Annotated in this window: 26 protein-coding genes; 18 read left to right on the forward strand and 8 right to left on the reverse strand. The window is 67.5% G+C overall.

What is annotated here, in order from left to right; genetic code table 11:
* The first annotated feature begins 64 nt into the window (after positions 1-64).
* The 7 genes from accD to ACTCB7_RS13555 all read left to right on the forward strand — a co-directional run bounded on the left by accD (position 65) and on the right by ACTCB7_RS13555 (position 7164).
* Positions 65-1072 carry an acetyl-CoA carboxylase, carboxyltransferase subunit beta gene (accD, locus tag ACTCB7_RS13525; protein ID WP_463007063.1) on the forward strand — a complete coding sequence of 336 codons (1008 nt, stop codon included), beginning with the start codon at positions 65-67 and terminating at the stop codon, positions 1070-1072.
* On the forward strand, positions 1073-2362 hold the full coding sequence (gene folC / locus ACTCB7_RS13530) for a bifunctional tetrahydrofolate synthase/dihydrofolate synthase (protein ID WP_463007064.1): 1290 nt from the start codon (positions 1073-1075) through the stop codon (positions 2360-2362). It abuts the gene before it with no gap.
* A gap of 35 nt (positions 2363-2397) precedes the next feature.
* Positions 2398-3054: an SPOR domain-containing protein gene (locus tag ACTCB7_RS13535; protein WP_463007065.1), complete on the forward strand. Its 657-nt coding sequence runs from the start codon at positions 2398-2400 to the stop codon at positions 3052-3054.
* Complete coding sequence (locus ACTCB7_RS13540; protein WP_463007066.1) at positions 3051-3662, forward strand: CvpA family protein; 612 nt, start codon at positions 3051-3053, stop codon at positions 3660-3662. The genes ACTCB7_RS13535 and ACTCB7_RS13540 overlap by 4 nt, the downstream gene beginning before the upstream one ends.
* Positions 3663-3668: 6 nt before the next feature.
* On the forward strand, positions 3669-5186 hold the full coding sequence (purF, locus tag ACTCB7_RS13545) for an amidophosphoribosyltransferase (protein WP_463007067.1): 1518 nt from the start codon (positions 3669-3671) through the stop codon (positions 5184-5186).
* 14 nt (positions 5187-5200) lie between these two features.
* Entirely contained in the window at positions 5201-6397 is a 1197-nt protein-coding gene (locus tag ACTCB7_RS13550; protein ID WP_463007068.1) for an O-succinylhomoserine sulfhydrylase, read from the forward strand.
* An 83-nt stretch (positions 6398-6480) separates the two neighbouring features.
* Positions 6481-7164, forward strand: coding sequence for a type 1 glutamine amidotransferase domain-containing protein (locus ACTCB7_RS13555; RefSeq protein ID WP_463007069.1), 684 nt, complete (start codon positions 6481-6483; stop codon positions 7162-7164).
* A 79-nt stretch (positions 7165-7243) separates the two neighbouring features.
* Here ACTCB7_RS13555 and ACTCB7_RS13560 read toward each other — a convergent pair whose 3' ends face one another.
* Positions 7244-8380 carry an NAD(P)/FAD-dependent oxidoreductase gene (locus ACTCB7_RS13560; RefSeq protein WP_463007070.1) on the reverse strand — a complete coding sequence of 379 codons (1137 nt, stop codon included), beginning with the start codon at positions 8378-8380 and terminating at the stop codon, positions 7244-7246.
* Positions 8381-8572: 192 nt separating this feature from the next.
* Here ACTCB7_RS13560 and dkgB point away from each other — a divergent pair, with 192 nt between their 5' ends.
* A complete protein-coding gene (gene dkgB, locus ACTCB7_RS13565; protein WP_463007071.1) occupies positions 8573-9385 on the forward strand; it encodes a 2,5-didehydrogluconate reductase DkgB in 813 nt (270 codons plus the stop codon).
* 173 nt (positions 9386-9558) lie between these two features.
* On the forward strand, positions 9559-10848 hold the full coding sequence (locus ACTCB7_RS13570; protein ID WP_463007090.1) for an MATE family efflux transporter: 1290 nt from the start codon (positions 9559-9561) through the stop codon (positions 10846-10848).
* A 211-nt stretch (positions 10849-11059) separates the two neighbouring features.
* Here ACTCB7_RS13570 and ACTCB7_RS13575 read toward each other — a convergent pair whose 3' ends face one another.
* The 4 genes from ACTCB7_RS13575 to ACTCB7_RS13590 all read right to left on the reverse strand — a co-directional run bounded on the left by ACTCB7_RS13575 (position 11060) and on the right by ACTCB7_RS13590 (position 13689).
* The gene (locus ACTCB7_RS13575; RefSeq protein WP_463007072.1) at positions 11060-11701 is read right to left on the reverse strand and encodes a LysE family translocator; all 642 of its coding nucleotides are present in this window, start codon (positions 11699-11701) and stop codon (positions 11060-11062) included.
* Positions 11702-11730: 29 nt separating this feature from the next.
* Positions 11731-12312 carry an exopolysaccharide biosynthesis protein gene (locus ACTCB7_RS13580; protein ID WP_463007073.1) on the reverse strand — a complete coding sequence of 194 codons (582 nt, stop codon included), beginning with the start codon at positions 12310-12312 and terminating at the stop codon, positions 11731-11733.
* 55 nt (positions 12313-12367) lie between these two features.
* Positions 12368-12778 carry a TM2 domain-containing protein gene (locus tag ACTCB7_RS13585; RefSeq protein WP_463007074.1) on the reverse strand — a complete coding sequence of 137 codons (411 nt, stop codon included), beginning with the start codon at positions 12776-12778 and terminating at the stop codon, positions 12368-12370.
* A 68-nt stretch (positions 12779-12846) separates the two neighbouring features.
* Positions 12847-13689: an isopenicillin N synthase family dioxygenase gene (locus ACTCB7_RS13590; protein ID WP_463007075.1), complete on the reverse strand. Its 843-nt coding sequence runs from the start codon at positions 13687-13689 to the stop codon at positions 12847-12849.
* 253 nt (positions 13690-13942) lie between these two features.
* Here ACTCB7_RS13590 and ACTCB7_RS13595 point away from each other — a divergent pair, with 253 nt between their 5' ends.
* Positions 13943-14146, forward strand: a complete 204-nt coding sequence (locus ACTCB7_RS13595; RefSeq protein ID WP_163648509.1) for a cold-shock protein — start codon at positions 13943-13945, stop codon at positions 14144-14146.
* 100 nt (positions 14147-14246) lie between these two features.
* Here the strand turns inward: ACTCB7_RS13595 and ACTCB7_RS13600 are convergent, their stop codons facing one another.
* Complete coding sequence (locus ACTCB7_RS13600; RefSeq protein ID WP_463007076.1) at positions 14247-15419, reverse strand: fumarylacetoacetate hydrolase family protein; 1173 nt, start codon at positions 15417-15419, stop codon at positions 14247-14249.
* Positions 15420-15580: 161 nt separating this feature from the next.
* On the opposite strand from ACTCB7_RS13600, the gene ACTCB7_RS13605 reads away from it, so the two are divergent.
* From ACTCB7_RS13605 to nanR, 8 genes are all read left to right on the forward strand, one after another.
* Positions 15581-16345: an SDR family NAD(P)-dependent oxidoreductase gene (locus ACTCB7_RS13605; protein ID WP_463007077.1), complete on the forward strand. Its 765-nt coding sequence runs from the start codon at positions 15581-15583 to the stop codon at positions 16343-16345.
* On the forward strand, positions 16342-17337 hold the full coding sequence (gene pdxA / locus ACTCB7_RS13610; protein ID WP_463007078.1) for a 4-hydroxythreonine-4-phosphate dehydrogenase PdxA: 996 nt from the start codon (positions 16342-16344) through the stop codon (positions 17335-17337). Before ACTCB7_RS13605 ends, pdxA begins: the two co-directional genes overlap by 4 nt.
* Positions 17330-18481, forward strand: a complete 1152-nt coding sequence (locus ACTCB7_RS13615) for a four-carbon acid sugar kinase family protein (protein ID WP_463007079.1) — start codon at positions 17330-17332, stop codon at positions 18479-18481. The genes pdxA and ACTCB7_RS13615 overlap by 8 nt, the downstream gene beginning before the upstream one ends.
* Positions 18482-18608: 127 nt before the next feature.
* Entirely contained in the window at positions 18609-19607 is a 999-nt protein-coding gene (locus ACTCB7_RS13620; RefSeq protein ID WP_463007080.1) for a sialic acid TRAP transporter substrate-binding protein SiaP, read from the forward strand.
* A gap of 76 nt (positions 19608-19683) precedes the next feature.
* Positions 19684-20238: a TRAP transporter small permease gene (locus ACTCB7_RS13625; protein ID WP_463007081.1), complete on the forward strand. Its 555-nt coding sequence runs from the start codon at positions 19684-19686 to the stop codon at positions 20236-20238.
* Between the two features lie 57 nt (positions 20239-20295).
* Positions 20296-21639, forward strand: a complete 1344-nt coding sequence (locus tag ACTCB7_RS13630) for a TRAP transporter large permease (protein WP_463007082.1) — start codon at positions 20296-20298, stop codon at positions 21637-21639.
* A gap of 13 nt (positions 21640-21652) precedes the next feature.
* Positions 21653-22723: an Ldh family oxidoreductase gene (locus ACTCB7_RS13635; protein WP_463007083.1), complete on the forward strand. Its 1071-nt coding sequence runs from the start codon at positions 21653-21655 to the stop codon at positions 22721-22723.
* A 58-nt stretch (positions 22724-22781) separates the two neighbouring features.
* Positions 22782-23504, forward strand: coding sequence for a transcriptional regulator NanR (gene nanR / locus ACTCB7_RS13640; protein ID WP_224414485.1), 723 nt, complete (start codon positions 22782-22784; stop codon positions 23502-23504).
* Positions 23505-23621: 117 nt separating this feature from the next.
* On the opposite strand, the gene ACTCB7_RS13645 is transcribed toward nanR, so the two are convergent.
* On the reverse strand, positions 23622-25262 hold the full coding sequence (locus ACTCB7_RS13645) for a UxaA family hydrolase (RefSeq protein WP_463007084.1): 1641 nt from the start codon (positions 25260-25262) through the stop codon (positions 23622-23624).
* A 52-nt stretch (positions 25263-25314) separates the two neighbouring features.
* A complete protein-coding gene (locus ACTCB7_RS13650) occupies positions 25315-26157 on the reverse strand; it encodes a fumarylacetoacetate hydrolase family protein (RefSeq protein ID WP_224414487.1) in 843 nt (280 codons plus the stop codon).
* Positions 26158-26207: the final 50 nt, after the last annotated feature.

A 26207-nucleotide genomic window follows, 5' to 3' on the forward strand; every position in this document is an offset into this window, starting at 1 on the left:
AACTCGTCGGGCCCGGTACGCCTGTCCGGGCCCTTGACCGCAGCAGAACGGATAACCTCTGACCATGAGCTGGCTAGACAAGATCGTGCCGTCCATGGGACGCATTCAGCGCAAGGACCGGCGTACCAGCGTGCCGGACGGCCTGTGGCGCAAGTGTCCCAAGTGCGACGGGGTGCTCTATCTCCCCGAGCTGGAGAAACACCAGAACGTCTGCCCCAAGTGCGACCATCACCTGCGCCTCACGGCCCGCAAGCGTCTCGACTGGTTTCTCGATGACGAGGGACGTGAAGAGATCGCCGCCGACCTGCAGCCGGTCGATCGTCTCAAGTTTCGCGATTCCAAGAAGTACAAGGATCGCCTGGCCGCGGCACAGAAGGCCACCGACGAGAACGACGCGCTGATCGCCATGCGCGGCCGGCTCGGCGGCCTGCCGGTGATCGCGGTGGCCTTCGAGTTCACCTTCATGGGCGGCTCGATGGGCGCCGTGGTCGGCGAGAAGTTCGTGCGTGCGGCGACCGCGGCCCTGGAGGAGGGGGTTCCGCTGGTCTGCTTCGCCGCCTCCGGCGGCGCGCGCATGCAGGAGGCCCTGTTCTCGCTGATGCAGATGGCCAAGACCTCGGCGGCGCTCGAAAAGCTCAAGCAGGCAGGGGTGCCCTACATTTCGGTACTCACCGATCCGGTGTTCGGCGGCGTATCGGCGTCACTGGCGATGCTCGGCGATCTCAACGTGGCCGAACCCAATGCCCTGATCGGCTTTGCCGGGCCGCGGGTCATCGAGCAGACCGTGCGCGAGCAGCTGCCGGAAGGCTTCCAGCGCAGCGAGTTCCTGCTCGAGCACGGCACCGTCGACATGATCGTGCACCGTCACGACATGCGCGAGCGGCTCGGCGGCGTGCTGCGCAAGCTGACCGGCTGGCCGGTGGAAGGGGTGCCCGAGTCGGCGGCGGAGGTCGAAGCCGAAGAGCCCGTCGACGCCGAGCCGGCCACGGCGACGGAAGAGGACGAGATGGCGCCGGTGGCCGAGACCCCGGAAACCGCCAGCGACGACACGCCGCGGGACGACCAGCGCTGAATGGACGCATCCGCTCGACTCAATGACTGGCTGAGCCGCCTCGAGCGCCAGCACCCGGTGAGCATCGATCTGGGACTCGAGCGCGTGGCGGTGGTGGCAGAACGCCTGGGGCTGACCGAGCGGCCGATCGCCGGCCGGGTCATCACCGTCGCCGGTACCAACGGTAAGGGCTCCACGGTGGCGATGGTCGAGGCGCTGGCGCGAGCTCACGGCCTGTCGACCGCGACCTATACCTCGCCGCACCTGCTGCGCTACAACGAGCGGCTGCGTTTCGACGGTAGCGAAGCCGAGGATGCCGTGCTCGTCGAGGGCTTCGAGCGCGTCGAGGCGGCCCGTCTGGCGCCGTCGGCGGTGAGCCTGACCTATTTCGAGGCGGGCACGCTGGCAGCGCTGTGGGCGATTGCCGAGCGCCATCCCGACGTGGCGGTTCTCGAGGTCGGGCTGGGTGGGCGGCTCGATGCCACCAACATCATCGACCCCGATGTCGCCGTCATCACCACCGTGGCCCTCGACCATGCCGATTTCCTGGGCAGCGATGTCGAGCTCATCGGCCGCGAGAAGGCCGGTATCCTGCGCCCGGCGCGCCCGGCGGTGCTGGGCCGCGACCTGACCGACAGTGTCTTCCGGGTCGCCGATGAGCTGGGCTGCCCGACCTGGCGGCTGGGTGATGCGATCCGTCGCGGTGACACGGCGTCGGGCTGGCACTGGGAAGGACAGGGCCATCGGGGCGAAGAACTGTCTCTGGCGGCGCTGCCCGATCCGGGCCTGCCGCTCGACAATGCCGCTCTGGCCCTGCAGGCGGTCGCGCTGGCCGCTGTTGCGCTCGACGCCGATGCCTGCCGGCGCGGTCTGGAAAGCGTGTCATTGCCGGGGCGGATGCAGTGGCTGGGCCGCTGGTGTCTGGACGTGGCCCACAACCCCCATGCCGCCACGTATCTGGCGGCGCGCCTGGCCGCGCAGCCCCGCCCGCCGCGGCGCCTCGCCCTGCTGGGCATGCTGGCGGACAAGGATGCGCCGGGCGTGATCGAGGCGCTATCCTCGCAGGTGGATGCCTGGGTGGCCGTCGGCCTCGACGGGCCGCGTGGCCGCAATGGCAAGGAGCTGCGCACGCTGCTCGAGGCCTACGGGCAGACGGTGGTGCACGTGGCGGAGACGCCGCGGGAGGGCGCCGACTGGCTGTCGTCCCGGCTGGCTGCCGAGGAGCAGGCGCTGGTCTGCGGTTCCTTCCTGACTGTCGCCGATGTCCTGGCGTGGCACGAAGACCGGGGGCAGGGACGCTGCCCGTCATGAGGTGAGGCCCGCAACCGGGCCGCGAGGAGGGAGGCATGAAGTACGGAATGCGCGAGCGTGTCAGCGGGGCCGTCATCCTGCTGGCACTGGGGGTCATCTTCATTCCGATGCTCTTCGATGAGCCACCGGCACGCGACCCGCGTCCGGAACCGGCCCTGTCCATCGAGCAGCCCGTCGAGGTCGAGCAGGCCCCGGTGGCCGAGCCGGCGCCGCCGTCGAGCCTGGGTCAGATCCAATCTCCGCAGGCCGGTGGCGAGCCGGCGCCAGCGCCGTCCACGGCCGCCGACAATGACAAGGCATCGCCGGCAAGCACCGGGGGTGAATCTGATGCCGGCGCCGGTAGCGGCGACAAGCCCGACCCGATCGCCGAACTGGCGCGCAATGCCCAGGTTCACCAGCAACCGGCAGCCGGCGAGCCGGCTGCCGAACCCGAGAAGCGCGAGCCGGCGCCACGAGCCGGCGAGTGGGCGGTCCAGGTGGGCAGCTTCGGCGAGCCGGGCAACGCCGAGCGGCTCGAGAAGAAGCTCGATGCCCAGGGCTTCAACGCCTATCGCCGTCCGCGCGACAACAATCTGACTTCCGTGTATGTCGGCCCCTTCGCCACATCCGAGGCGGGTGAAAAGGCGCGCACCGAGCTCAAGGAGAAGGTCAATCTCCAGGGCCTGCTGATCCGCATCCAGGAGGATGAATGACCCTGACCTGGTTGGACTGGGTCTTTCTGGCGGTCCTCGGTGCCTCGATGCTGGCCGGCTTTTTGCGCGGGCTGGTGCGCGAGGCACTGGGGCTGGGGGCATGGGTCGCGGCGCTGCTGGCTTCCCGCTGGCTGGCGCCGCCGGTCGCCGAGCAGCTGGGCGGCTGGATCGATTCTCCGGATATCCGCCTGATCGTGGCCTTCGTGGTCGTGATCTTCGGCGTGGTCCTGGCCTGTGGCGTGGTCATCCGCGGCGTACAGGCGGCCGTCGAGTGGGTGGGCATGGGCTTTTTCAACCGTATCGCCGGGGCCGGTTTCGGCCTGCTGCGTGGCGGGGCGATCCTGGTGCTGGCGACGGTGCTGATCAGCCTGACGCCCCTGATGCAGCTGCAGGCCTGGCAGCAGGCGCGGTTGCGGCCCACCTTCGAGTCGTTGCGTGACCAGGCCATGGCGCGATTCAGCGACTGGCAGCAGCGCCACCCCCAAAAGCTGGATGAATGGCGGACGTTTTCCCTGCCGGAGGGGCTGTCCGGCGGCGCGACCCGCGCCGAATCACTGTTATCGACCGGTGCCGGCGACGGCACCTCAAGTCCATCGCAAGCGAGGTAAGGCGGAATGTGCGGTATTGTGGGCCTCATGGCCACTCAGCCGGTCAATCAGGCGCTCTATGATGCGTTGACGGTGCTCCAGCACCGGGGGCAGGACGCCGCCGGAATGATGACCTGGCACGAGGGACGCTTTCTGCTGCGCAAGAGCAATGGACTGGTGCGCGACGTCTTTCACACGCGTCACATGACGCGTCTCAAGGGCCACCTGGGCATCGGTCACGTGCGTTACCCCACGGCCGGCTCCGCCAGCGAGGCGGAGTCCCAGCCGTTCTACGTCAACTCTCCCTACGGGCTGGCGCTGGCGCACAATGGCAATCTCACCAACGCCGATCAGCTCAAGCAGGAGCTCTACTCCACCGACCTGCGCCACATCAACACCAGCTCGGACTCCGAGGTGCTGCTCAACGTCTTTGCTCACGAACTGGGCAAGCAGGGCCATCATCTCAACCCCGAGGACGTGTTCGATGCCGTGCGTCGTGTCCATCGGCGCTGCCGTGGCGGCTATGCGGCGGTGGCCATGATCAATGGCTTCGGCATGGTGGCGTTCCGTGATCCGCACGGCATCCGTCCGGTGGTATTCGGTACCCGCGAGACGGTGACCGGCCAGGACGTGATGATCGCTTCCGAGTCGGTGGCGCTCGACGTCGGCGGCTTCGAGCTGACGCGTGACCTGGCGCCGGGCGAGGCGATCTTCGTCGATATGGACGGGGTGGTGCATACCCAGCAGTGCGCCGACCGGCCCTCGCTGGTGCCGTGCATCTTCGAGCACGTCTATCTGGCGCGTCCGGACTCGATCCTCGACGGTGCCTACGTCTACGGCACGCGCATGCAGATGGGGCGCAAGCTCGGCGACCGGATCCTTCGCGAGTGGCCGGAGCACGACATCGACGTGGTGATCCCGATCCCCGATACCTCTCGGACCTCGGCGCTGGAGCTCGCCCAGCACCTGGGCGTGACTTATCGCGAAGGCTTCATGAAGAACCGCTACATCGGGCGGACCTTCATCATGCCGGGCCAGACCCAGCGCAAGAAGTCGGTGCGCCAGAAGCTCAATGCCATCGATATCGAGTTCGCCGGCAAGAACGTGCTGCTGGTCGACGACTCGATCGTGCGCGGCACAACCTGCAAGCAGATCATCCAGATGGCCCGCGAGGCCGGTGCCAACAAGGTGTACTTCGCCTCGGCCGCGCCGCCGGTGCGCTACCCCAACGTCTACGGCATCGACATGCCGGCGGCCGGCGAGCTGATCGCCCACGGACGCAGCGAGGTGGAGGTCGGCGAGTTGATCGGCGCCGACCGGATCTTCTACCAGGACCTGGAGGATCTCAAGGCCGCCTGCCGCGAAGTCAATCCGGCACTCGAGCGCTTCGACTGTTCAGTATTCGACGGGCAGTACGTGACCGGTGACATCGACGATGCCTACCTGGCCGCGCTCGAGGCCTCGCGCAACGATGCGGCCAAGACGCAGGATGGCAGCGTGCATGCGGTGGTCGACCTGCACAACGATGTCGAGGACTACGGCTGAGAGGGCCCCACACCATGCAGCAAGACGATTTTCACGCCGACGCCCTGTCGCTGGAGACGCTGGCGGTACGTGCCGGTCACGTCCGCACCGCCGAGCAGGAGCATGGTGAGCCGATCTTCACCACCTCCAGCTTCGTTTATCGCAGCGCCGCCGAGGCGGCGCGCAAGTTCGGCGGCGAGGAGCCGGGCAACATCTACTCGCGCTTCACCAACCCTACGGTGCGGATCTTCGAACAGCGTCTGGCGGCGCTCGAAGGTGGCGAGCGCTGCGTGGCCACCAGCTCGGGTATGGCGGCCATCCTTTCCACGGCCCTGGCGCTGCTGGAAGTGGGTGACGAGATCGTCGCCTCGCGCTCGCTGTTCGGCTCCACGGTCAGCCTGTTCAGCAAGTATCTGGGCAAGTTCGGCATCACCACGCGCTACGTGGAGCTCGGCAATCTCGAGGAGTGGGAGGCGGCGATCACCCCGCGGACCAAGCTGCTGTTCGCCGAGACGCCGTCCAACCCGCTTTCCGAGCTGGTCGACATCGCCGCGCTGGCGGATATCGCCCATCATCACGGGGCCCTGCTGGCGATCGACAACTGCTTTTTGACGCCGGCACTGCAGCGTCCGCTGGCGCTGGGCGCCGATCTGGTGATCCATTCGGCCACCAAGTACCTGGACGGCCAGGGGCGGGCCATCGGCGGCGCCGTTGTCGGGCGCGACAAGGAGCTCGAGGAGGTGTTCGGCGTGGTGCGCACCTGCGGCCCCTGCCTGAGTCCCTTCAATGCCTGGATCTTTCTCAAGGGGCTCGAGACGCTCAGCCTGCGCATGCGCGCCCATTGCGACAACGCCCTGGCGCTGGCCCAGTGGCTCGAGGCGCATCCGGCGGTGGAGCGGGTCCACTACAGCGGCCTCGAGAGCCACCCGCAGTACGCGCTGGCCCGCCAGCAGCAGTCGGGCTTCGGTGCCGTGCTCGGCGTCGAGATTCATGGCGAGCGCGAAGGCGCCTGGGCGGTGATCGACGCCACTCAGCTGATGTCGATCACCGGCAACCTGGGTGACGTGAAGACCACCATCACCCATCCGGCGACCACCACCCACGGGCGACTGTCCGACGAGCAGAAGGCGTCCGCCGGTATCCGCGAGGGGCTGGTCCGCATCGCCGTGGGGCTCGAGGCCCTCGACGATCTCAAGGCGGACCTGGCGCGCGGCCTCGATCGGCTGGTCTGATTACCGGTGCGCGCCTTGAAGTTGTCCGAAACGTCGCCATCTAGGGTGTGAAGTTGAATCCAACCGGATCTAAGGAGACCTCGATGAAGATCCTGATGGTGCTGACGTCCCATGACCGCATGGGTGATACCGGCCACAAGACCGGATTCTGGCTCGAGGAATTCGCCGCGCCCTATTATGTGTTCAAGGATGCCGGCGTCGAGATCACGCTGGCGTCACCCGCTGGCGGCCAACCCCCCGTTGACCCCAACTCCACTCAGGAAGACGCCCTGACCGAGGCGACCCGTCGCTTCGAGGCGGATGAAGACGCGCGCGAGCAGCTGGCCAACACCCGGTCACTGGACTCGGTCAACGCCGAGGATTTCGATGCGGTCTTCTACCCGGGTGGCCACGGCCCGTTATGGGATCTGACCGACAATCCCGACTCCCAGCGCCTGATCCAGGCCTTCCTGGCCGCCGAGAAACCGGTGGCCACGGTCTGCCATGCGCCCACCGTGCTGCTGAACGTGCGCGACGAGGCGGGCAAGCCGATCGTCGAGGGGCGCCGGGTCACCGGTTTCACCAACAGCGAGGAAGCGGCCGTGGGCCTGACCGAGGTGGTGCCGCATCTGCTCGAGGAGGAGCTGGTCAAGCGTGGTGCCCGCTTCGAGCGTAGCGAGGGCGATTTCACCGCCTTTCAGCTGCGCGACGGCCTGCTGATCACCGGTCAGAACCCGGCCTCCAGCGCGCCCACCGCCGAGCTGTTGCTGCAGGTGTTGCGCGGCTGACCGGTACCACCAGGCGCTGGCTTAGGATCGGCCCCGGGAGTCAGGCTCCCGGGGCCGTTTCGTGTCGGGAGGTTGGGCCTCAGTCGATGGCGTCTTTCGTCCGGTAGGTCGCCATGAAACGATGGTCCAGATAGCGCTTGAGCCATAGTGCCGAGCGCCCCCGCCACCACAGGGGGCCGCGTAGCGCCAGTCCGCGGCCGTCGCCGAGATTGAGTATCGACAGGTAACGCTGCTGCGGATGAAAGGATTGCAGGGGCTCGCCGGTCAGCCGGGCCTCCAGGTTGGCCAGCAGCACCGGAGCCTGGCGCACGCCGAACACGCCGAGCTTGGGGTGGGGAGCTGACGTCAGCCAGGCGCAGTCGCCGACGGCGAAGAGACGCGGGTCGTCCGGTGAATGCAGGGTGGGCGTGATCGCCAGCCCCTGATGGGCATCCTGTGGCAGGTCCAGGGTACCGATCAGGTCGGGCGCGACCAGCCCCGTGGCCAGCAGCAGCTGGTCAGCCGCGACCTGGCTGCCGTCGTCCAGATGCAGCGTGCCCGTCTCCCACGCCACGGCCGAGGCGGCCAGCTCCAGCCGGGCCCCGCGTCGCATCAGACGGCGGGCCACCCAGCGCCCGGCACCGCGTGGAGCGTCCGGCAGCAGGCGCTCCTCGCCCCCCACCAGAGTGACGCGTGGCGAGCGACCATAGCGTTCGAACAGGGCCAGCAGGTTGGCGGTGAGCTCGACGCCCGTGGGGCCGCCGCCGATGATCGCCAGCCGGGGCGCGGGGTCGGACGTCGCCAGGGTGCTTTCCAGCTGTTGGCGCAACTGCCAGAGGTGGTGGACCGGCTTGGCCGCCCAGACATCAGGGGCGCCCGACGGGGCGAGGCGTGACGGCCGGTAGACCTCGCTGCCTAGGTTGAGCGACAGCAGATCGTAGGCGAGCGGTTCGTGCCGGGCGAGGTGCAGTTGGCGCTGCCGGCGGTCGATGCGCACGACACGATCCTGCACAACGTCGCCGCCGTGGGCGTGCATCAGGGTCGTCGGGTCGAGGCGATCCTCGTCGTCGCGGTAGTCGCCGCCGAGCATGCCGCTGGCCATGCCCGAGTACCAGAAGGCGCCCGGCGACACGAGGGTAACGTGGGCGCCACGGGCGATGAGCCGGTCGGCGTTCGCCGCCAGATGCAGGTGGGCGTGACCGGCACCGACCAGCACCACTCGAGTGATCTCGTCCATCGGAATGTCCTCGCGGGAGCCTCGCCATCAACCTACCATCCCCCGGCGGCGGGAGGGGATTTTCGTGAATCGAACGCGGAAAACATTGGTTAGAGGCCTAACGGGCTTGAAATGCCGGGTCGTCGGCCGCAGGACATGGATCGGGTGGCCGCTTCCGGCGCGCCCCGATCCACGCAACGAAAGGAGTCCCGCATGGCCTCGTCAATCATTCCGCAGCCGGGTATCGGAACCTTCCGACTCAAGGGACAGGATGTCATCGACTCGGTGACTTCGGCACTGGCGCTGGGCTACCGGCATGTCGACACGGCGCAGATGTACGACAACGAGGAGGCGGTCGGTGAAGCGATCCGCCGCAGCGGCGTGCCGCGCGACGAGCTGTTCGTGACCACCAAGGTGTGGTGGGATCGTCTGCAGCATGACGCGTTGATCGACAGTCTCGAGGAAAGTGTCCGCAAGCTGGGCGTCGACCATGTGGACCTGGCGCTGATCCACTGGCCGTCGCCCGGTGACGAGGTCGCCATGTCCGAGTATATCGGTGCCCTGGCCGAGGCCCGCGAGCGCGGTCTGACCCGGCACATCGGAGTGTCGAACTTCACGATTGCCCACCTCAACGAGGCCCTGTCGGTGCCCGGCGGTGAGCACATCGTCACCAACCAGATCGAGGTGCACCCCTTCCTGGCTAATCACAAGCTGGCCCGGCACTGCCAGGACAAGGGCCTTCAGGTGACCGGTTACATGCCGCTGGCGGTGGGCAAGGTCATGGACGATCCGGTGTTGCAGCAGATCGCCGCCAATCACGACGCCACGCCCGCCCAGATCGCGCTGGCCTGGGTGGCCGCCCGCGATATCGTGGTCATTCCCTCCTCGACACGCCGCGAGCACCAGCAGGCCAACCTGGCTGCGCTGGACATCACCCTCAGCGACGATGAGATGGCACGTATCGAGACGCTGGATATCGGCGAACGGATCGCCAACCCCGATTTCGCACCCAAGTGGGATACTTGAACGCCTTTGCCGCGTCGGCATGACGACGGGGTCGGCCGAGCCGGCCCCGCTGCGTGTCGCCTGCCGGTCGTGTTGGGTTGTGTCGATGGACATGACAGAATGCGCGCTTTTCCCGGATAGGAGAGGCCGTGTTGTCTCCACTGGCTCGTCAACTCTGGCGACAGACCTGGCCGATGGCGGTCGGGGTGCTGTCCCTGCTGGGCTTCCAACTGGTCGATAGTGCCTTCATCGCGCGGCTGGGCACGGCACCACTGGCAGCGCAGTCCTTCACCTTCCCGCTGTCGTTTCTGATCATCGGCGTTCAGGTCGGTATCGGCATCGCCATCGCCGCCCTGATCTCTCGTGCGCTGGGCGCCGGCGAATCGGAAAGGGCCCGGCGTCTGGGCGCGCTGGTGTTGCTCGGCGGAAGCGCCCTGATCGCCTGCCTGGTGGTGGGGTTGCATGTCGCCCAGACGCCGCTGTTCCGCCAGCTCGGTGCGCGCCCGGCGCTGCTGCCGCTGATTCGCGACTACTGGACCCCCCAGCTGCTGGCGGCCTGGTTGGGCGCCGTGCTGTATTTCGGCTACAGCCTGTTTCGGGCGCACGGCGATACCCGCCTGCCGGGCAAGCTGATGGTGCTGACCAGCCTGCTCAACCTGCTGCTCGACCCCCTGCTGATCTTCGGTGTCGGCCCCTGGGCGGGGCTGGGGCTGCCCGGGGCGGCCTGGGCCACCAGCCTGGCCTTCGGCAGCGGGCTGGCCATCGTCGGCTGGCGCCTGGGCGGTTCCGGCTGGCTGACCGGCAAGGGGCTCGTGGCCGAGGCGCGCCAGTCGACGCGGCCCTTCCTGGCCATTGCCATGCCGGCCATGATCAGCCAGCTGATGCCGCCGCTGGCGGCCATGCTGGCCACGGCGGTGGTCGCCACGCTGGGCGAGGAGAGAGTCGCGGCCTGGGGGCTGGCCAGCCGGCTGGAGACCGTGTCGCTGATGGTGGTGCTGGCGCTGACCATGTCGCTGCCGCCCTGGCTCGGGCGCTGCTACGGGGCGGGGCACTGGCAGGAGATCCGCCGGCTGATGGCGCTGGCCTTCCGGGTCGTGGTGGTCTGGCAGCTGGCGCTGGGCGTAGTCATGGCGCTGCTGGCCCCGTGGTTGGCCGCCGTGCTGTCGGGCAATCCCGAGGTGCGCGACGGGCTTGAGGCGTTGATCCGGGCCCTGCTGCCCAGCTATGCGCTGCTCGGCGTATGCATGGTCGTGGTGTCCGCCGCCAATGCCCTGGGCTGGCCGCTGCGGGCCATGCTGATGTCGGCGGCTAGGCTGTTCGTCTGCTACCTGCCTTGCCTGTGGCTGGGCACGCAATGGGGCGGCGACATCGTCGGCACGGCCTGGGGGGCGGCGTTGGGCAACCTGCTGGCAGGCGCGCTGGCCTATGCGCTGTTCCGGCACTCGCTGGGCGAGCGGGGAAAGGTAGTGGAAAGTGCTGTATAAAGACGTTTTGTTTTTATGTTCACCTGAAGTGGTGGTGAAAATTATTGCTATGAGCAATAAACAGGATAATTTCCTAAGGGCTACAGCCTGACCGTGCCGGTCAACGACGACGGCAGGCTGGGCATTTCACACTACGCGGCCTGAGATCGCCACTTGCCAGACTCATGATGCCCCCGTTTTATCGGGGGCATCGTCGTTGGGGCGTGGAGAGTCAGGGGCGCTGGGCCAGTGCCAGCTTGACGCCGAACAGCACCAGCACCGAGCCGGTCACGGCGTCGAGGGTGCGCGACAGCCAGCGCTTGGCCAGCCAGTGCCCGGCGCGCCCGACCATCAGGGCGATGCCGATCTGCCAGAGGTTGGCGATCACGAAGTGTACGCTCGCCAGCCACAGCGACTTCAGCAGCGCCGGGTCTCCGGGGGCGATGAACTGCGGCAGGAAGGCCATGTAGAAGACCACGGTCTTGGGGTTGAGCACGTTCGACAGCAGGCCTTCGCGGATCGGCTGCCAGAAGCCGACCCGGCGCTGCGCCCCGGTTACCCCGGCGACCGGCAGCGGGTTGCCGCGTCGTGCGCTGAGCAGGCTCTGGATGCCCAGCCAGACCAGATACGCGGCCCCGGCCAGCTTGAGCGCGCTGAACGCCCAGGCCGACTGCAGCAGGATCAGCGAGATACCCAGTGCCGACACCGTGGCATGCACGAACAAGCCGCAGCAGATCGCCAGGCTGGTGAGAATCCCGTCGCGCACGCCGCCGCGGGCGGTATTGCGGATCACCAGCAGGGTATCCACCCCCGGGGTGATGCTCAGCAGGGTGATGGCCAGCAAAAAGGGCAGGAACTGGGTATCGAACAGCATCAAAACCTCGTTGTCGACAAGCGTCAGGGTCAGGGCAGCAGCCAGCGCCAGATCACGAAGGCGCCGATCATCACCACCGCCAGGCCGAACAGCATCAGCAGGCCGTCCTCGGCGGCCAGCCCCAGCCCCATGAGCACGATGGCCAGCGCCGGCAGGGCGGCGGCGAAGGGCAGCAGCTCCAGGGGCATCATCGACAGGCCGAGAAGCACGGCCAGCAGGGCGATCAACCGCCGGGAAACCGGATTCACCAGTGCCCGGAGACGCACCTTGAGCAGCCGGTCGAAGCGCTGTGTCCAGGGACGCAGGCGCGTGACAACGGCGTGCAGGCGGTCATGGTCGATGCCGCGTTCGCGCAGCCGGCGCGGCAGCCAGGGGCTGCGCTTGTCGAGGGCCAGCTGGCCGGCCACGGTGGCGATGAACAGGCCGCACAGCGTGGGCACGCCGGGGATGGCGCCGGTGGGCAGCGCCGCGATCAGTGCCGGGGCGACCAGCAGCGGGCCGAAGCCGCGGGAAGCGAAGGTGTCGATGATGTCCTGCAGGTGAATGGTGCGCCCGGCGTTGGCGTCGTCCATGCCGTCGAGCAGCTGGGTCAGGGTCATGCGTTCGGCCATCGTGAAACCTCCCTGGATGGATGGCGGGCAGCTCCGTTGCCCGTGCCGTGCGCGATCAGAGACCGCGACGGGCGTTCTTGTAGGAGATCTGGTCGTTGAGCGTCCAGAAGTCGTAGAGAATGCCCACCAGGAACAGCCCGCCGGTGAGCAGGTAGAGCAGGCCGGTCAGCCATTTGCCCATGTACATGCGGTGGATGCCGAACACGCCGAGAAAGGTCAGCAGCACCCAGGCGACCGTGTAGTTGATCGGCCCGGCCCGGAAACGGATGTCGGCCTGGCGATCCATCAGCGGAATCAGGAACAGGTCGATCAGCCAGCCGATGCCCAGCAGGCCCAGGGTCAGAAACCAGATCGTCCCGGTGACCGGCTTGCCGTAATAGAAGCGGTGGGCGCCGGTGAAGCCGAAGAGCCACAGCAGGTAGCCGATGGCCTTGCTGTGAGTGTTCGAGGAGGCCAGTTGTGTCACGCCAACTCCTGTTGTCGTTTCGCGGTTTCGAGGGGCGAGCCCGCGGCGGCGTCGCCCGTGAATCGGGGTCACGACACCACGCCCAGTTCCCGCAGGCGCTCCTGCAGGTAGGCGTCGGCCGTGTATCGCTCGGACAATACCACGTCCGGGCGCGGATGGAGGAACAGCGGCAGCGACAGACGCCCCCGATGGCGGCTGTCGTCGCCGGGGTTGATGACGCGGTGCGTGGTCGAGGGGAAATAGCCGTGCGAGGCCTCCTGCAGCATGTCGCCGACATTGATGATCAGCTGCCCGGGGTCGCAGGGGATCGGGTGCCAGCCGCCGTGGCGGTCGCGAACCTCGAGGCCCGGCGCGTTGGCCGCGGGCAGCACGGTCAGCAGGTTGATGTCCTCGTGGGCGGCGGCACGCACCGCGCCCTCGGGCTCGTCGCCGGCCAGCGGCGGATAGTGCAGGACCCGCAGCAGCGTCTGCTCGCTGCCGTCGATCATCCGTGACAGGGGCTCGTGAAACCCCTCGGCGACCTCGGCCGGGGCCTCGCGCTCGATCCAGCCGAGCAGGGTCCGCGCCAGGCGCTCGGCACGGCGATAGTAGGCGAGGATGTCGTCGCGCAGGGGCTCGGGGAGACGCCCCCACGGGTAGACATGGTAGTACTCCTTGAGGTCGCGCTGGCCATGGCCCTTGGCGGTCTCCGAGATCTCGGGCGGGAAGTAGCCATCCTGGCGCTGCGGGTCGAAGTGCCACCGGTACTTGTCGGGCGAGGCGAAGAAGGCTTCCCAGCGGGCGTAGATCGTTTCCACCTGCGAGAAGGGAATCGGGTGGTTGCGCAGCACCGCGAACCCCGTCTCCTTGAGCGATGTCATGAAACGCTGCGGCGCATCGGACGAGGTGTAATCGACATTCTGGACGTGCATGGTTTTTCCATCTATGTTGCGTATTGCGGACGTCGCGTGATCGGCGAGATCCCGTTCAGCGTAGCTTGACACGGTTCGAAACGATGATGCATGATCCGCTGCGTAGGTTAGCAAGTTGAATGGCGTCGGTTGGTTGTCGATTCTCGAAACTCTTCAGTGCGCATTCCCCCCTTGTCTTACCACGCACTTCGGGCCCGAGGCGAGACGGTCTCGTCCACCCGGTATCATATTTAGCTAGTTAAGGAAATCGACAATGGCAACTGGCACTGTCAAGTGGTTCAACGACACCAAAGGCTACGGCTTCATCTCTCCGGACGACGGCGGTGACGATCTGTTCGCTCACTTCTCCGAAATCCAGGCAGACGGATTCAAGAGCCTGCAGGACGGTCAAAAAGTCTCCTTCGAGGTGACTCAAGGCAAGAAAGGCCTTCAGGCTGCCAAGATCAAGGCTCTCTAAGTCTTGATGGCAGGGCCGACGAGTCGTCGTCGGCCCAAGCGATCCAGAATCGCGAGACCCCGGTCAATTGACCGGGGTTTTTTCGTTTCAGCATGTCGTGTCAGCGCGACTGGGTTGTGGCCAGGTGACGATAGAGTTCGCGGATGCCGAAGGTCCAGGGCGGCAGGGCATCGCTGCGATCGACGCGATTGACCAGGGCGCCGAGGCTGGGCGTGGCGATGGTCACACGGTCACCGATGTGGTGAGTGAAGCCCTGGCCTTCGCCGTCACGGTCGAGAATCGGCGAGAACATCGTGCCCAGAAACAGCATGAACCCATCGGGATACTGATGGTGGGCGCCCAGCGTCTGTGCCACCAGGTCGAGCGGGTCGCGGCTGATCTGACGCATGTCGCTGGCATCCTCGAGCAGGAAGTCGTCATCGCTGCCCTCGATACGCAGGGACACCTGGGCCTCACGGACCGTGTCCATGGTGAAGTGCTCATCGAACAGTCGCACGAAGGGACCGATCGCGCAGGACGCGTTGTTGTCCTTCGCCTTGCCCAGCAGCAGCGCGCTGCGTCCCTCGATATCGCGGAGGTTGACGTCGTTGCCCAGGGTGGCGCCGCGGGCCTGCCCCTGGCTGTCGACGGCCAGCACCACTTCCGGTTCCGGGTTGTTCCACTGCGAGGCCGGATGCAGCCCGACCCCGCGTCCGAAGCCGACCGCCGACAGCGGCTGTGACTTGGTGAAGACTTCCGCATCGGGCCCGATGCCCACTTCCATGTACTGCGACCAGGCGCCCCGGGTCTGAAGCTCGCGTTTCAGCGCCTGGGCGTCAGGCGAGCCGGGGCGAATACGCGACAGGTCGGTGCCGATCAGTGACTGCAGCTCCTCGCGCAGGGCGTGGGCGCGCGAGGCGTCGCCGCCGGCCTGTTCCTCGATGACGCGCTCCAGCATCGACACGGCGAAGGTCACCCCGCAGGCCTTGATCGCCTGCACATCGCAGGGTGCCAGCAGATAAGGGGCGCTGGGCTCATCGGTCAGCGAGTTAGCCAGCAGCGTCTCCACGCTGCCGAGGACCTCGCCGTCGGCCCCGGCGACGAGTTCATGGGCCCCGGGGTGCTCCAGCAGGTCGGCGAGGGTGGCGACGTGGCCGGAAAGATCGACCACGTTTCCGTCGCGAACGGCGATGACGACGGGGCCGGGGTGCGGAGTGTCGCGCCAGGCACGGCCGACCAGCAGGGCACGTGCGTGATCGGCGGGCAGATAGCGCTCGCTCAGGGGTGACGACATGGAAAAGTCTCCTTTTCGGATGAGATGACCGACAAACGTCGCACTGACGTGTCGAAACGATGGTCTATCATTGTCAGCATGTATGACAGGTATGCCAAGTGTGAGCCAATCCGCTTCCGCTGGCGACCCCTTCATCAGGAGCCTTTCAACAGGAGAGCGTCATGTTCGAATCCATCGCGGGAAAACGCGTTCTGATCACCGGCGCCAGCCGGGGAATTGGCGCAGCCGTGGCCACCCGTCTGGGGGCGCTGGGCGCCCGGGTCGGCGTTCACTATCATGCCAGCGAGGCGGCGGCACGTCAGGTGGCCGAGGCCATCGAGGCCGCGGGCGGCGAGGCGCACCTGATCCGGGGGGATATCAGCCGCTCGGCCACGGCGGTGTCGGTGGTCGACCAGGCCGCCGAGGCGCTGGGTGGCCTGGACGTGCTGATCAACAATGCCGGTGACATGCTGGGGCGGGTATCGCTGGCCGATATGGACGACGACCAGTATGACCGGGTGATGGATCTCAACGTGCGCTCGGTGGTGATGGCCAGCCGGGCTGCGGTGGCCCACTTCCGGCGTCAGGGCGGCGGCAACCTCGTGCACACCACATCTATCGCCGCGCGCAACGGGGGCGGGCCGGGCGTCGGCCTGTATGCCTCCGCCAAGGGCTGCGTGAGCACCCTGACCCGGGCCATGGCCAAGGAGCTGGCGGCCGACAACATCCGGGTCAACGCCGTGGCGCCGGGCGTCATCGCCACCGATTTTCACGGGCGCTATTCAAGTGACGAGCAGCTCGAGGCGATGCGCGGGACCATCCCCATGGGGCGGTTGGGCACGGCCGAGGACTGCGTCGGCGCCTACCTGTTCCTGGTCAGCGATGCGCTCAGCGCCTACGTGACCGGCCAGGTGATCGAGGTCAACGGCGGGCAGCTGATGCCATGACCGAGCCACGTCATTACCCCCTCGTCGTCACCATGGGTGACCCGGCCGGCATCGGCCCGGAGATCATCTGTCGTGCGCTGGTCGCGATGACGCCGGACCAGCGCCGCGAGACGCTGCTGGTCGGCGATATCCCCACCTTCGAACGTGCCGCCGACCTGATCGGCGCGCCGTTGCGCTTTGGTGAACTCGATACGTCAGGCGTTGACGATATCGTCGCCGTGGCCTCCATCGCGCGTCCCGCCGGCCCCATCATCGACGGCCGGGTCACGGCGGCGGCGGGGGAGACGGCCTTTCGCAGCGTCGCGCGGGCGGTGGAATGCGTGCAGGCCGGTCGTGCCGGGGTCATCGTCACCGCGCCACTCAACAAGGCAGCGCTCCATGCGGCACAGCGTTTCTATGACGGCCACACCGGCATGCTGGCCGCGCTGACCGGCGCGCCGTCCTCGTTCATGCTGCTGGCATCGGCCACGCTGTCGACGATTCATGTCTCGACCCATGTTTCCCTGGCCGAGGCCATCGAGCGTGTCACCGAGGCGCGCATCGTCGACACCGTACGGGCCGGGCATGCCCACCTCGAGGCGCTGGGCGTGGCGCATCCACGCATCGCCGTGGCCGGGCTCAATCCGCACTGCGGCGAGGGCGGCATCTTCGGCGATCAGGACGAGCGCATCATCCGGCCCGCCGTGAGCGCCCTGCAGCGGGAAGGCTACACGGTCCAGGGGCCGATCTCGGCCGACACCGTCTTCTACCGTGCCCATCGTGGCGAATTCGACCTGGTGGTCGCCCAGTACCACGACCAGGGGCATATCCCCGTCAAGCTCATTGCCTTCGATACCACCGTCAACGTCAGCCTGGGACTGCCGGTCCAGCGTACCTCGGTCGACCACGGCACCGCCTTCGACATTGCCTGGCAGGGACGGGCCGATGCCACCAATCTGGAGGCGGCAATGGCCTACGCCCGGCGGCTGGCCGAGGGAGGCGGGCATGCGTGAATGCCGGGTGGTGATCGTTGCCGATGACCTGACCGGTGCTCTCGATGCCGCGGCTCCGTTCGCCGGGCGGGGCGCGCGAACTCGAGTGGTGGTGTCGCCGACGGCGCTCGCTGCGGTGCTGGCCGACGCCGGCGACTGCGACGTGCTGGCGGTCAACACCGAGACGCGCCATGCCCCGGTCGCCGACGCGGCCGCACGGGTGGCCGAGGTGTTCAGCGCGCTGATGGCGCTGTCGCCGTCGCTGGTGATCAAGAAGGTCGACTCCACCCTGCGCGGCCATGTGGTGGCCGAGAGTCTGGCGGCGCGGCGCTCGCTCGGCCGTCCGCTCGTCGTGGCGCCGGCGGTGCCGGCACAGGGGCGTACCGTGCGACAGGGACGGGTGCTGGTGCATGGCCGCCCACTGGCCGAGAGCGATTTCGCGCGCGACGCCCGCTCGGCGCCGCCCGATGGAGCGCTGCCGGAACTGTTCGCGGCTGCCGGTTTGACGGTGGCCTGCCGCGGCGTGAACGACACGCGCCTGGAGGGCGACATCGTCTGGGATGCCGAGGACGAAGGGGCGCTCGATGCCCTGGTGCAGGCACTGGACAGCGCGCCTGCCGCCGGGATTGTGGTGGGTGCGGCGGGGGTGTGTCAGGCCCTGGCGAAGCGGCATTTCCGCGGGCGAGGGCCCACGCCCGAGCCGGGTGATAGCTGGCTGCTGGTGGTCGGGTCGCGTTGCGAGCAGGCCCGGCGTCAGATGGCGCGAGTGCGGGAACGGCCGACCGGCTGGCGAGAGGCCGAGGCGCCCGCGGCTCAGGCACCCCCGGTGGGCTGGCAGGGCGCCACACTGCTGCGGCCGGGGTGCGGTGTCGGCCCCGAGTGGACGGCGGATGACGTGGCCCGGGCGCTGGCGGTGCAGGCACAGGCCTGGCTGGTACGGGCGGCATCCCCGCCCTGGCTTTTCCTGACCGGCGGCGACACCGCCACGGCGTTGCTGCAGCACCGAGGGGTGCGGACGATCGAGGTGGCCGGCGAGTGGGAGCCCGGCATCGCCTGGGGCTGGCTGGACGGCGAGCGTCGGCAGCCCGTGGTGACCAAGGCCGGCGGCTTCGGCGACGACGCCCTGCTGACGCGACTGCTGGACGCGTCTACGACCAGAGGATAATACGCAAGCCGTTGCGTCATGGCGCGAGCACGGCTAGGTTTCCTTATGATGGTATGACACGTATACATTTGCGCCATCAAACCATACCGGGCAATGAGCTGCCCCATCTTTCAAGGGAGAACAATAAATGGGCAACACGCGCACCCGCCACACCCGCATCAACCGCTGGATCTCGACCGCCATGCTGCTGGCCGGCATCAGCGCGGCCGGCATGGCCAGTGCCGAGACACTGCGCTTCGCGCACGTCTACGAGACCTCCGAGCCGTACCACAAGTGGGCCGTGTGGGCCGGCGACCAGATCGAGAAGCGCACCGACGGGCGCTACACGGTCGAGGTGTATCCGGCGTCATCGCTGGGCAAGGAGGCCGACATCAACGAGGGGCTGTCGCTGGGCACCATCGATCTGATCTTCACCGGCAACCAGTTCGCCGGCCGTTCCTACGGGCCCATCGGTATCGCCGGGGCGCCCTACATGTTCCGCGATTTCGAGCACTGGAAGGCCTACGCGCACAGCGACCTGTTCAAGGAGATCGCCAAGGGCTACCAGGATGCGACCGGCAACGTGCCGCTGGCGCTCAACTACTACGGCAAGCGTCACACCACGTCCAACAAGCCGATCAACACCCCCGAGGACATGAAGGGGCTGAAGATTCGCGTGCCCAACGCGCCGATGTACATGATGTTCCCGGAAGCCGTCGGCGCGAATCCGACGCCGATCGCCTTCTCGGAAGTCTATCTGGCGCTGCAGCAGGGCGTGGTGGATGCCCAGGAGAACCCGCTGCCGACCATCAAGGCCAAGAAGTTCTATGAGGTCCAGAACACCATCAACCTGACCGGCCACATCACCGACTCGCTGCTGACCATCGCCGGCGGGCCGCTGTGGAACCGGCTCTCCGACGAGGACAAGACGATCTTCCGCAATGTCTATCAGGAAGCCGCCGAGCACATCACCCAGGATGTCCGTCAGTCCGAGAAGGAGCTGGTGAGCTGGTTCGAGGACCAGGGCGTGACCGTCAACAAGGTGGATACCAAGCCCTTCCGCGAGGCCGTGATTCCCTATCACAACGGCGACGCTGCCACCTGGGACAAGGAAACCTACGACCGTCTGCAGGCGCTCGGCCAGTAACGCCGTCGTCTGAACGTCGATCCCACCTTTACCCGCCGCCCGGAGCATGGCCTCCGGGCGGCGTTCGGAGACCGCGATGACGGAACAACCCCAGCCCCACGACAGCGAGGCGCTCGAGGCTCTGGCCGATCTCGACGAGGCCCCGTTCGACCCGCGCGACTATCGGTTCGAGGACTATGTCACCCTGGCCATCTTCTGGGTGCTCGCCCTCGATGTCTTCCTGCAGTTCTTCAGCCGCTACGTCCTCGGCGACTCGGTCGCCTGGACCGAGGAAATGGCCCGCTACCTGCTGATTCTGGTCTGCTTCATCGGTGGTTCCATGGCGGTGCGCCGCAACTCGCACATCATGGTCGAGTTCTTCTACCGCTACATGCCGCCGGCGATGGGGCGACTGCTCTCGACGCTGGTCGACCTGGCGCGGATCGTCTTCTTCGCCGCCGCCGCCTGGATCACCTACGGGCTTGCCGGTCGCACGCACTCGATGATGGTCTCGGTGGATATTCCCAAGAGCTATCTCTACTACGCCGTCATGGTTGGCTTTTTGCTGATGCTGCTGCGGGCCGTGCAGGTGGCGATTCGTCACTGGCGGGACGGTACCAGCGAGCTGTTGATTAACGACGACGACCGATAACCTTCCTGGAGCTGCGCGACAATGTCCTCCACGCTGTCACTTCGCCACGGGCGATTCATGGTTCCCCCGGTCGTCGCCATTCTGGCGGTGGCCTTCTGTGTCGTGCTGGCCCTGCAGGGTCAGTACATCGGCTTTCTCTTCGCCACCCTGTTCACGCTGCTGGTGATGGGCGTGCCGATCGCCATCTGTCTGGCGGGCTCCTGCCTGCTTTATGTCTATCTCAGCGGTCAGGTGCCCGACATCATCGTCGCCCACCGCATGATCAACGGGGTGGACAGCTTTCCGCTGCTGGCCATTCCCTTCTTCATCCTGGCCGGCAACCTGATGAACAACGGCGGGATCACCAACCGCATCTTCGATTTCGCGCTGGCACTGATGGGCTGGATGCGCGGCGGCCTGGGCCACGTCAACGTCGGGGCGAGCATCGTCTTTTCCGGCATGTCCGGGGCGGCGGTGGCCGACGCCGGCGGGCTGGGCACCATCGAGATCAAGGCCATGCGCGATGCCGGCTACGATCAGGAATTCGCGGTCGGCATCACCGCCGCCTCGTCGACCATCGGGCCGATCATTCCCCCCAGCCTGCCGATGGTGATCTACGGCGTCATGGCCGGTGCCTCGGTGGGGCAGCTGTTCGTGGCCGGCCTGGTGCCGGGGCTGCTGATGGGCGTGGTGCTGATGGTGATGATCGCCATCCTGGCGCGTCGTCGCGGCTATCAGCGCGACACCACCTTCGCCCTGAAGACGCTGCGGGTCACCTTCGCCCGGGCCTTTCTCTCCCTGCTGACCCCGGTGATCATCGTCGGCGGCATCATTTCCGGCATGTTCACGCCCACCGAGGCGGCGATCGCGGCGGTGGTGTACGCGCTGTTCCTGGGCACCGTGGTCTATCGCACCCTGACCTGGCAGCGTCTCGTCAAGGTCAGCATGGAAACCATCGAGACCACCGCGATCATCCTGCTGATCGTCGCCGGCGCCTCGATCTTCGCCTGGATCCTGACCAGCAATCAGGTAACCCAGCAGGTCATGGCCCTGTTCGGCCCGATCGCCGACAGTCCGGTCGCCGTGCTGCTGCTGATCAACCTGGTGCTGATCATCGTCGGCTGCTTCATGGAAACCATCGCCGCCATCACCATTCTGGTGCCGGTTCTGCTGCCGGTGGCGGTCAACGCCGGCGTCGACCCCGTGCACTTCGGCGTGATCATGGTGCTCAACCTGATGATCGGCCTGCTCACGCCGCCGGTGGGCATGGTGATCTACGTGCTGTCGCGGGTGTCGAACATTCCCTTCGAGCGCTGCATGCGTGGCACGCTGCCGTTCCTGGTGCCGCTGTTCCTGGCACTGCTGCTGGTCACCTTCATCCCCGCGCTGTCCATGTGGCTGCCGACATTGATCTATCGCTAGGAGAGCTTTGCTCATGACCCAGGATATCGCCGCCCGCGTCCCCGCCGAGGAACTGCGCCGCTTCATGCACGAGGCACTGCTGCGCTGCGACGTCGACGACACCTCCGCCGAGGCGGTCGCCCGGGCCCTGCTGACCGCGTCCCGCATGGGAACCGACAGCCACGGGCTGCGTCTGCTGCCGCATTACATCCGGGCGCTGCAGGGCGGGCGCATCAAGGCCCGCCCGGCCATGCGCTTCACGCAGCGTCTGCCGGCGACGGGCTATCTGGACGCCGACGACGGGCTCGGCCATCCGGCGGGGTATCAGGCCATCGACCGGGCGATCGCGATGGCCGAGGAGACCGGCATGGGGGCGGTGGCGGTGGGCAACTCGTCGCACTTCGGCGCTGCCGGCTGCTACGCGCTGGAAGCCGCGCGGCGGGGCTACATGGGAATGGCGTTCTGTACCGCCGACGCCCTGGTGAACCTGCACGACGGCACCAATGCCTTCCATGGTACCAACCCCATCGCCTTCGCGGCGCCGGTGGCCTCGGGCCAGCCCTACCTGGTCGACATGGCGACCAGCTCGATCCCCTGGAATCGCGTCCAGCAGTATCGCGCCATCGACCGGACTCTGCCGCCGAACGTGGTGGTCGATGAGCACGGCGGCCTGACCACCGACCCTCACACGGCCGCCTCGCTGCTGCCGCTGGGCGGCGCCGACTTCGGCTTCAAGGGCGCCGCCCTGGCCGGCATGGTCGAGGTACTCAGCGCCAGTCTGTCGGGCATGCTGCACGGGTTCCGCCTGCTGCCGATGATCGGCGAGGACATGCACACGCCGCGGGGCATCGGGCATTTCTTCCTGGTCATGAATCCCGGAGCCTTCGTGGAGCGCGAGGTCTACGAGCGGGCCATCGCGGCCTACCTCGAGGACCTGCGTGCCCAGCCCGCCGGCGAAGGCAGCGAGGTGCTGGCGCCGGGCGACCGTGAGTGGCGTTGCCAGGCGCAGCGGGACGCCGAGGGGATTCCGCTGGACTCGGCCAACGTCGCGGCCTATCGGCAACTGGCCGAGTCGCTGGGCGTGACGGCGTTGCCGCTGACCTGACCGGGCGGCAATGCAGTACCATAGGGGCGCAGACACGGTTGGCGAGGAGTCGCAGCGAATGACGAAATACAAGGTAGAGCGCAAGACGCTTTCCGAGCAGGTGGCCGAACAGCTCGAGAAGGACATTCTCGAGGGACGGCTCAAGGCGGACGATCAACTGCCCGCCGAGCGCGAGCTCATGGAGCAGTTCGGCGTCGGCCGACCGGCGGTGCGCGAGGCGCTGTTCTACCTGCAGCGGCTGGGGCTCATCGCCATCAACAGCGGCACGCGTGCCCGGGTCATTCGGCCCACCGCCGAGGCCGTGATGGCGCGGCTGTCCGGCGTGACCCGGCAGTTGCTTGCCCAGTCGGAAGGGCAGCAGTACTTCCAGGAGGCGCGTGCCATGTTCGAGATCTCCATGGCGCGTTATGCGGCACAGCATGCCAGCGCCGAGGATATCGCCAGCCTGCGCCGTGCCCTGGACGAGAACCGCGAGGCGCTCGACGACGATACCCGCTTCAAGCGCAGCGACAACGACTTCCACGGCGTGCTGGCCGCGATCGCCCGCAATCCGATCTTCAACGCCGTGCACGAGGCCCTGTCGGAATGGCTCGATGACCGTCGGGCGCATGTATTGCAGCGCGAGGGCGAGGATCATGCCGCGCTGCAGGCGCATACCGAGATCGTCGAGGCCATCGCCTCCGGCGACCCGGATGCCGCCGAGGCGGCGATGCGTCGTCATCTCGATCGCCACTACGGCACCTATCGGCAGCTGAAGGAGCGCCTGTCCGACGAGGGCTGATTCGGCGCTGCGCCGGCCAGAATCGCCGGTGCAGACGGCCTGGACACCAAGGGCGCCGATCGGCGCCCTTTTTCATGTCTCCACGCAGGTTCACGTCGCCGCGTGGCGGCGGTCCATCTACAGCGAGACGCCGCGTTTCCACGGAATGAAGTCGTACTGTGCCAGGCGCACGGCCCGGGGCTGGTAGCGTCCGGATGCTGTGTCGATGCACAGCTGCAGCAGTTCCTCGGCCAGCTCGGCGATCTGGGCCTCGCCGCGGATGATGGGCCCGGCGTCGAAGTCGATGATGTCCGGCAGACGCTGTGCCATTTCGCTGTTGCTGGCGACCTTGAGCACCGGCGCGATGGGGTTGCCGGTGGGTGTGCCCAGACCGGTGGTGAACATCACCAGGTTCGCCCCGGAGCCGACCAGCGCGGTGGTGGATTCCACGTCGTTGCCCGGCGTGCACAGCAGGTTGAGCCCCTGGCGCACGCTCGGCTCGGTGTAGTCGAGCACGTCGACCACCGGGCTGTCGCCGCCCTTCTTCGCCGCACCGGCGGATTTCATGGCGTCGGTGATCAGTCCGTCACGGATGTTGCCGGGCGAGGGATTCATCGAGAAGTGGGCGCCGACGGCGGCGGCATGGCGCTGGTAGGCATCCATCAGTTCGCGGAAGCGCTCGGCGACACGGTCGTCGCGGCAGCGGGCGATGAGCTCGTGCTCCACGCCGCACAGCTCGGGGAATTCGCTGAGGATGCCGCTGCCTCCCAGGGTGACCAGGCGGTCGATGACCGCGCCCACCAGCGGGTTGGCCGACAGGCCCGAGAAGCCGTCGGAGCCGCCGCACTCCACGCCGATGGTCAGTGCCGACAGCGGCGCCGGCTGGCGCGTGACCCGGTCGGCTTCCTTCAGGCCGTCGAAGATGGTGGTCAGGGCCTCGCGGATCAGGGCGTCCTCGCCCTGGGCGGCCTGCTGCTCGAAGTAGTGCACCGGGCGCAGACCCTGCGGGTCGCGCTGTGCCACGACCTGCCGGAGCATCTCGATCTGGGCCTTCTGGCAGCCCAGGCTGAGCACGGTGGCGCCGGCGACATTGGGGTGGCAGATGTAGCCGGCGAGCAGCTGGCACAGGGCCTGGGCGTCGTCGTCGGTACCGCCGCAGCCCAGGGTATGGGTCAGAAAACGCACGCCGTCGACGTTGGGAAAGAGTGCCCGCGAGGGCGCGGAGTCCGCGGCGGGGGACGCCTCGCCATGCAGCAGCTCGCGTGCCATGCGCTTGTAGTCGCGGTACGGGTCCTCGCCCAGTGCATCGGCGACGCACTGGCGCAGCACCTCGACGTTGCGGTTTTCGCAGAAGACCAGCGGCACCACCAGCCAGACGTTGCTGGTGCCGACCCGGCCGTCCGGACGGTGGTAGCCGTCGAAGGTGGCGCCGCTGAAGCGGGTCACGTCCGGGGCGCTCCAGCGGTCGCGGTGGGCCTGGGCGGGGTGGCTGTCGGTGGAATGTTCGGTGTTCTCGGTGGTGATCGCGGCGCCTTCGGCGATCGCCCGGGTGGCCCGACCCACGGTGACGCCGTACATGATGACCAGCTCGCCTTCCGCCAGCGGGGCGAGGGTGAACTTGTGCTTGTGGCGCACGGCCTCGGTCAGGCGGACGGTCCGTCCGTCGTCGTCGATCTCGGTGCCGGCCGGCAGGTCCTTGAGGGCGACATGCACGTTGTCGAGCGCATGGACGCGCAGGCTGGGACGCTGGAAGGTGTCGCTGATGATGGTCTGGCTCATTGCAGGTTGCTCCGTCCCGGGGCGGTCATGGCGCCGCCCCGGGTAGTCTCGTTCAGTCGGCCACGACGCGCTGGCGCTGCTCGCCCAGGCCGTCGATGCCCAGGCGGATGGTCTGCCCGGCGCGCAGGTAGGTGGGCGGTGTCTGGCCCATGCCCACGCCCGGAGGCGTGCCGGTGGAGATCACGTCACCCGGTTGCAGGCTCATGAAGCGGCTGAGATAGCTGATCAGGAAGGGCACCTTGTAGACCATGGTGCGTGTCGAGCCGTCCTGATAGCGCTTGCCGTCGACCTCGAGCCACAGGTTCAGGTCATGCGGGTCGGCGATCTCGTCGGGCGTCACCAGCCACGGGCCCAGCGGGCCGAAGGTGTCGCAGCCCTTGCCCTTGTCCCAGCTGCCGCAGCGCTCGAGCTGATACTCGCGTTCCGAGACGTCATTGACCACGCAGAAGCCGGCGACATGCGCCATGGCATCGGCCTCTTCGATGTAGCGTCCGCCCTTGCCGATCACCACGCCCAGCTCGACCTCCCAGTCGGTCTTCTGCGAGCCGCGCGGCAGGCGCACGTCGTCGTCGGGGCCGCAGACCGCGCTGGTCCACTTGTTGAAGACCACGGGTTCGGCGGGGACCTCGGAACCGCTTTCGGCGGCGTGGTCGGCGTAGTTGAGGCCGATGCAGATGAACTTGCCGATCCGGCCCACGCAGGGACCGATGCGGGTGTCGGTCTCGATCACCGGCAGGCTGTCGATCGGCAGTGCCGCCAGCTCGCGCAGTCGCGCGGCCGCCAGCACGTCGCCGGCGAGGTCGTCGATCTGCCCGGACAGGTCGCGAAGGGTGCCGTCCTCGGCGAGCAGGGCGGGTTTTTCCTGGCCCGAGGGGCCGACGCGCAGCAGTTTCATGCGTTGGGATTCCTTGTGGTCGAGCGTGTAGTCGAGAGAGGTCCAGCGGG

It is taken from the genome of Modicisalibacter sp., assembly GCF_055145905.1.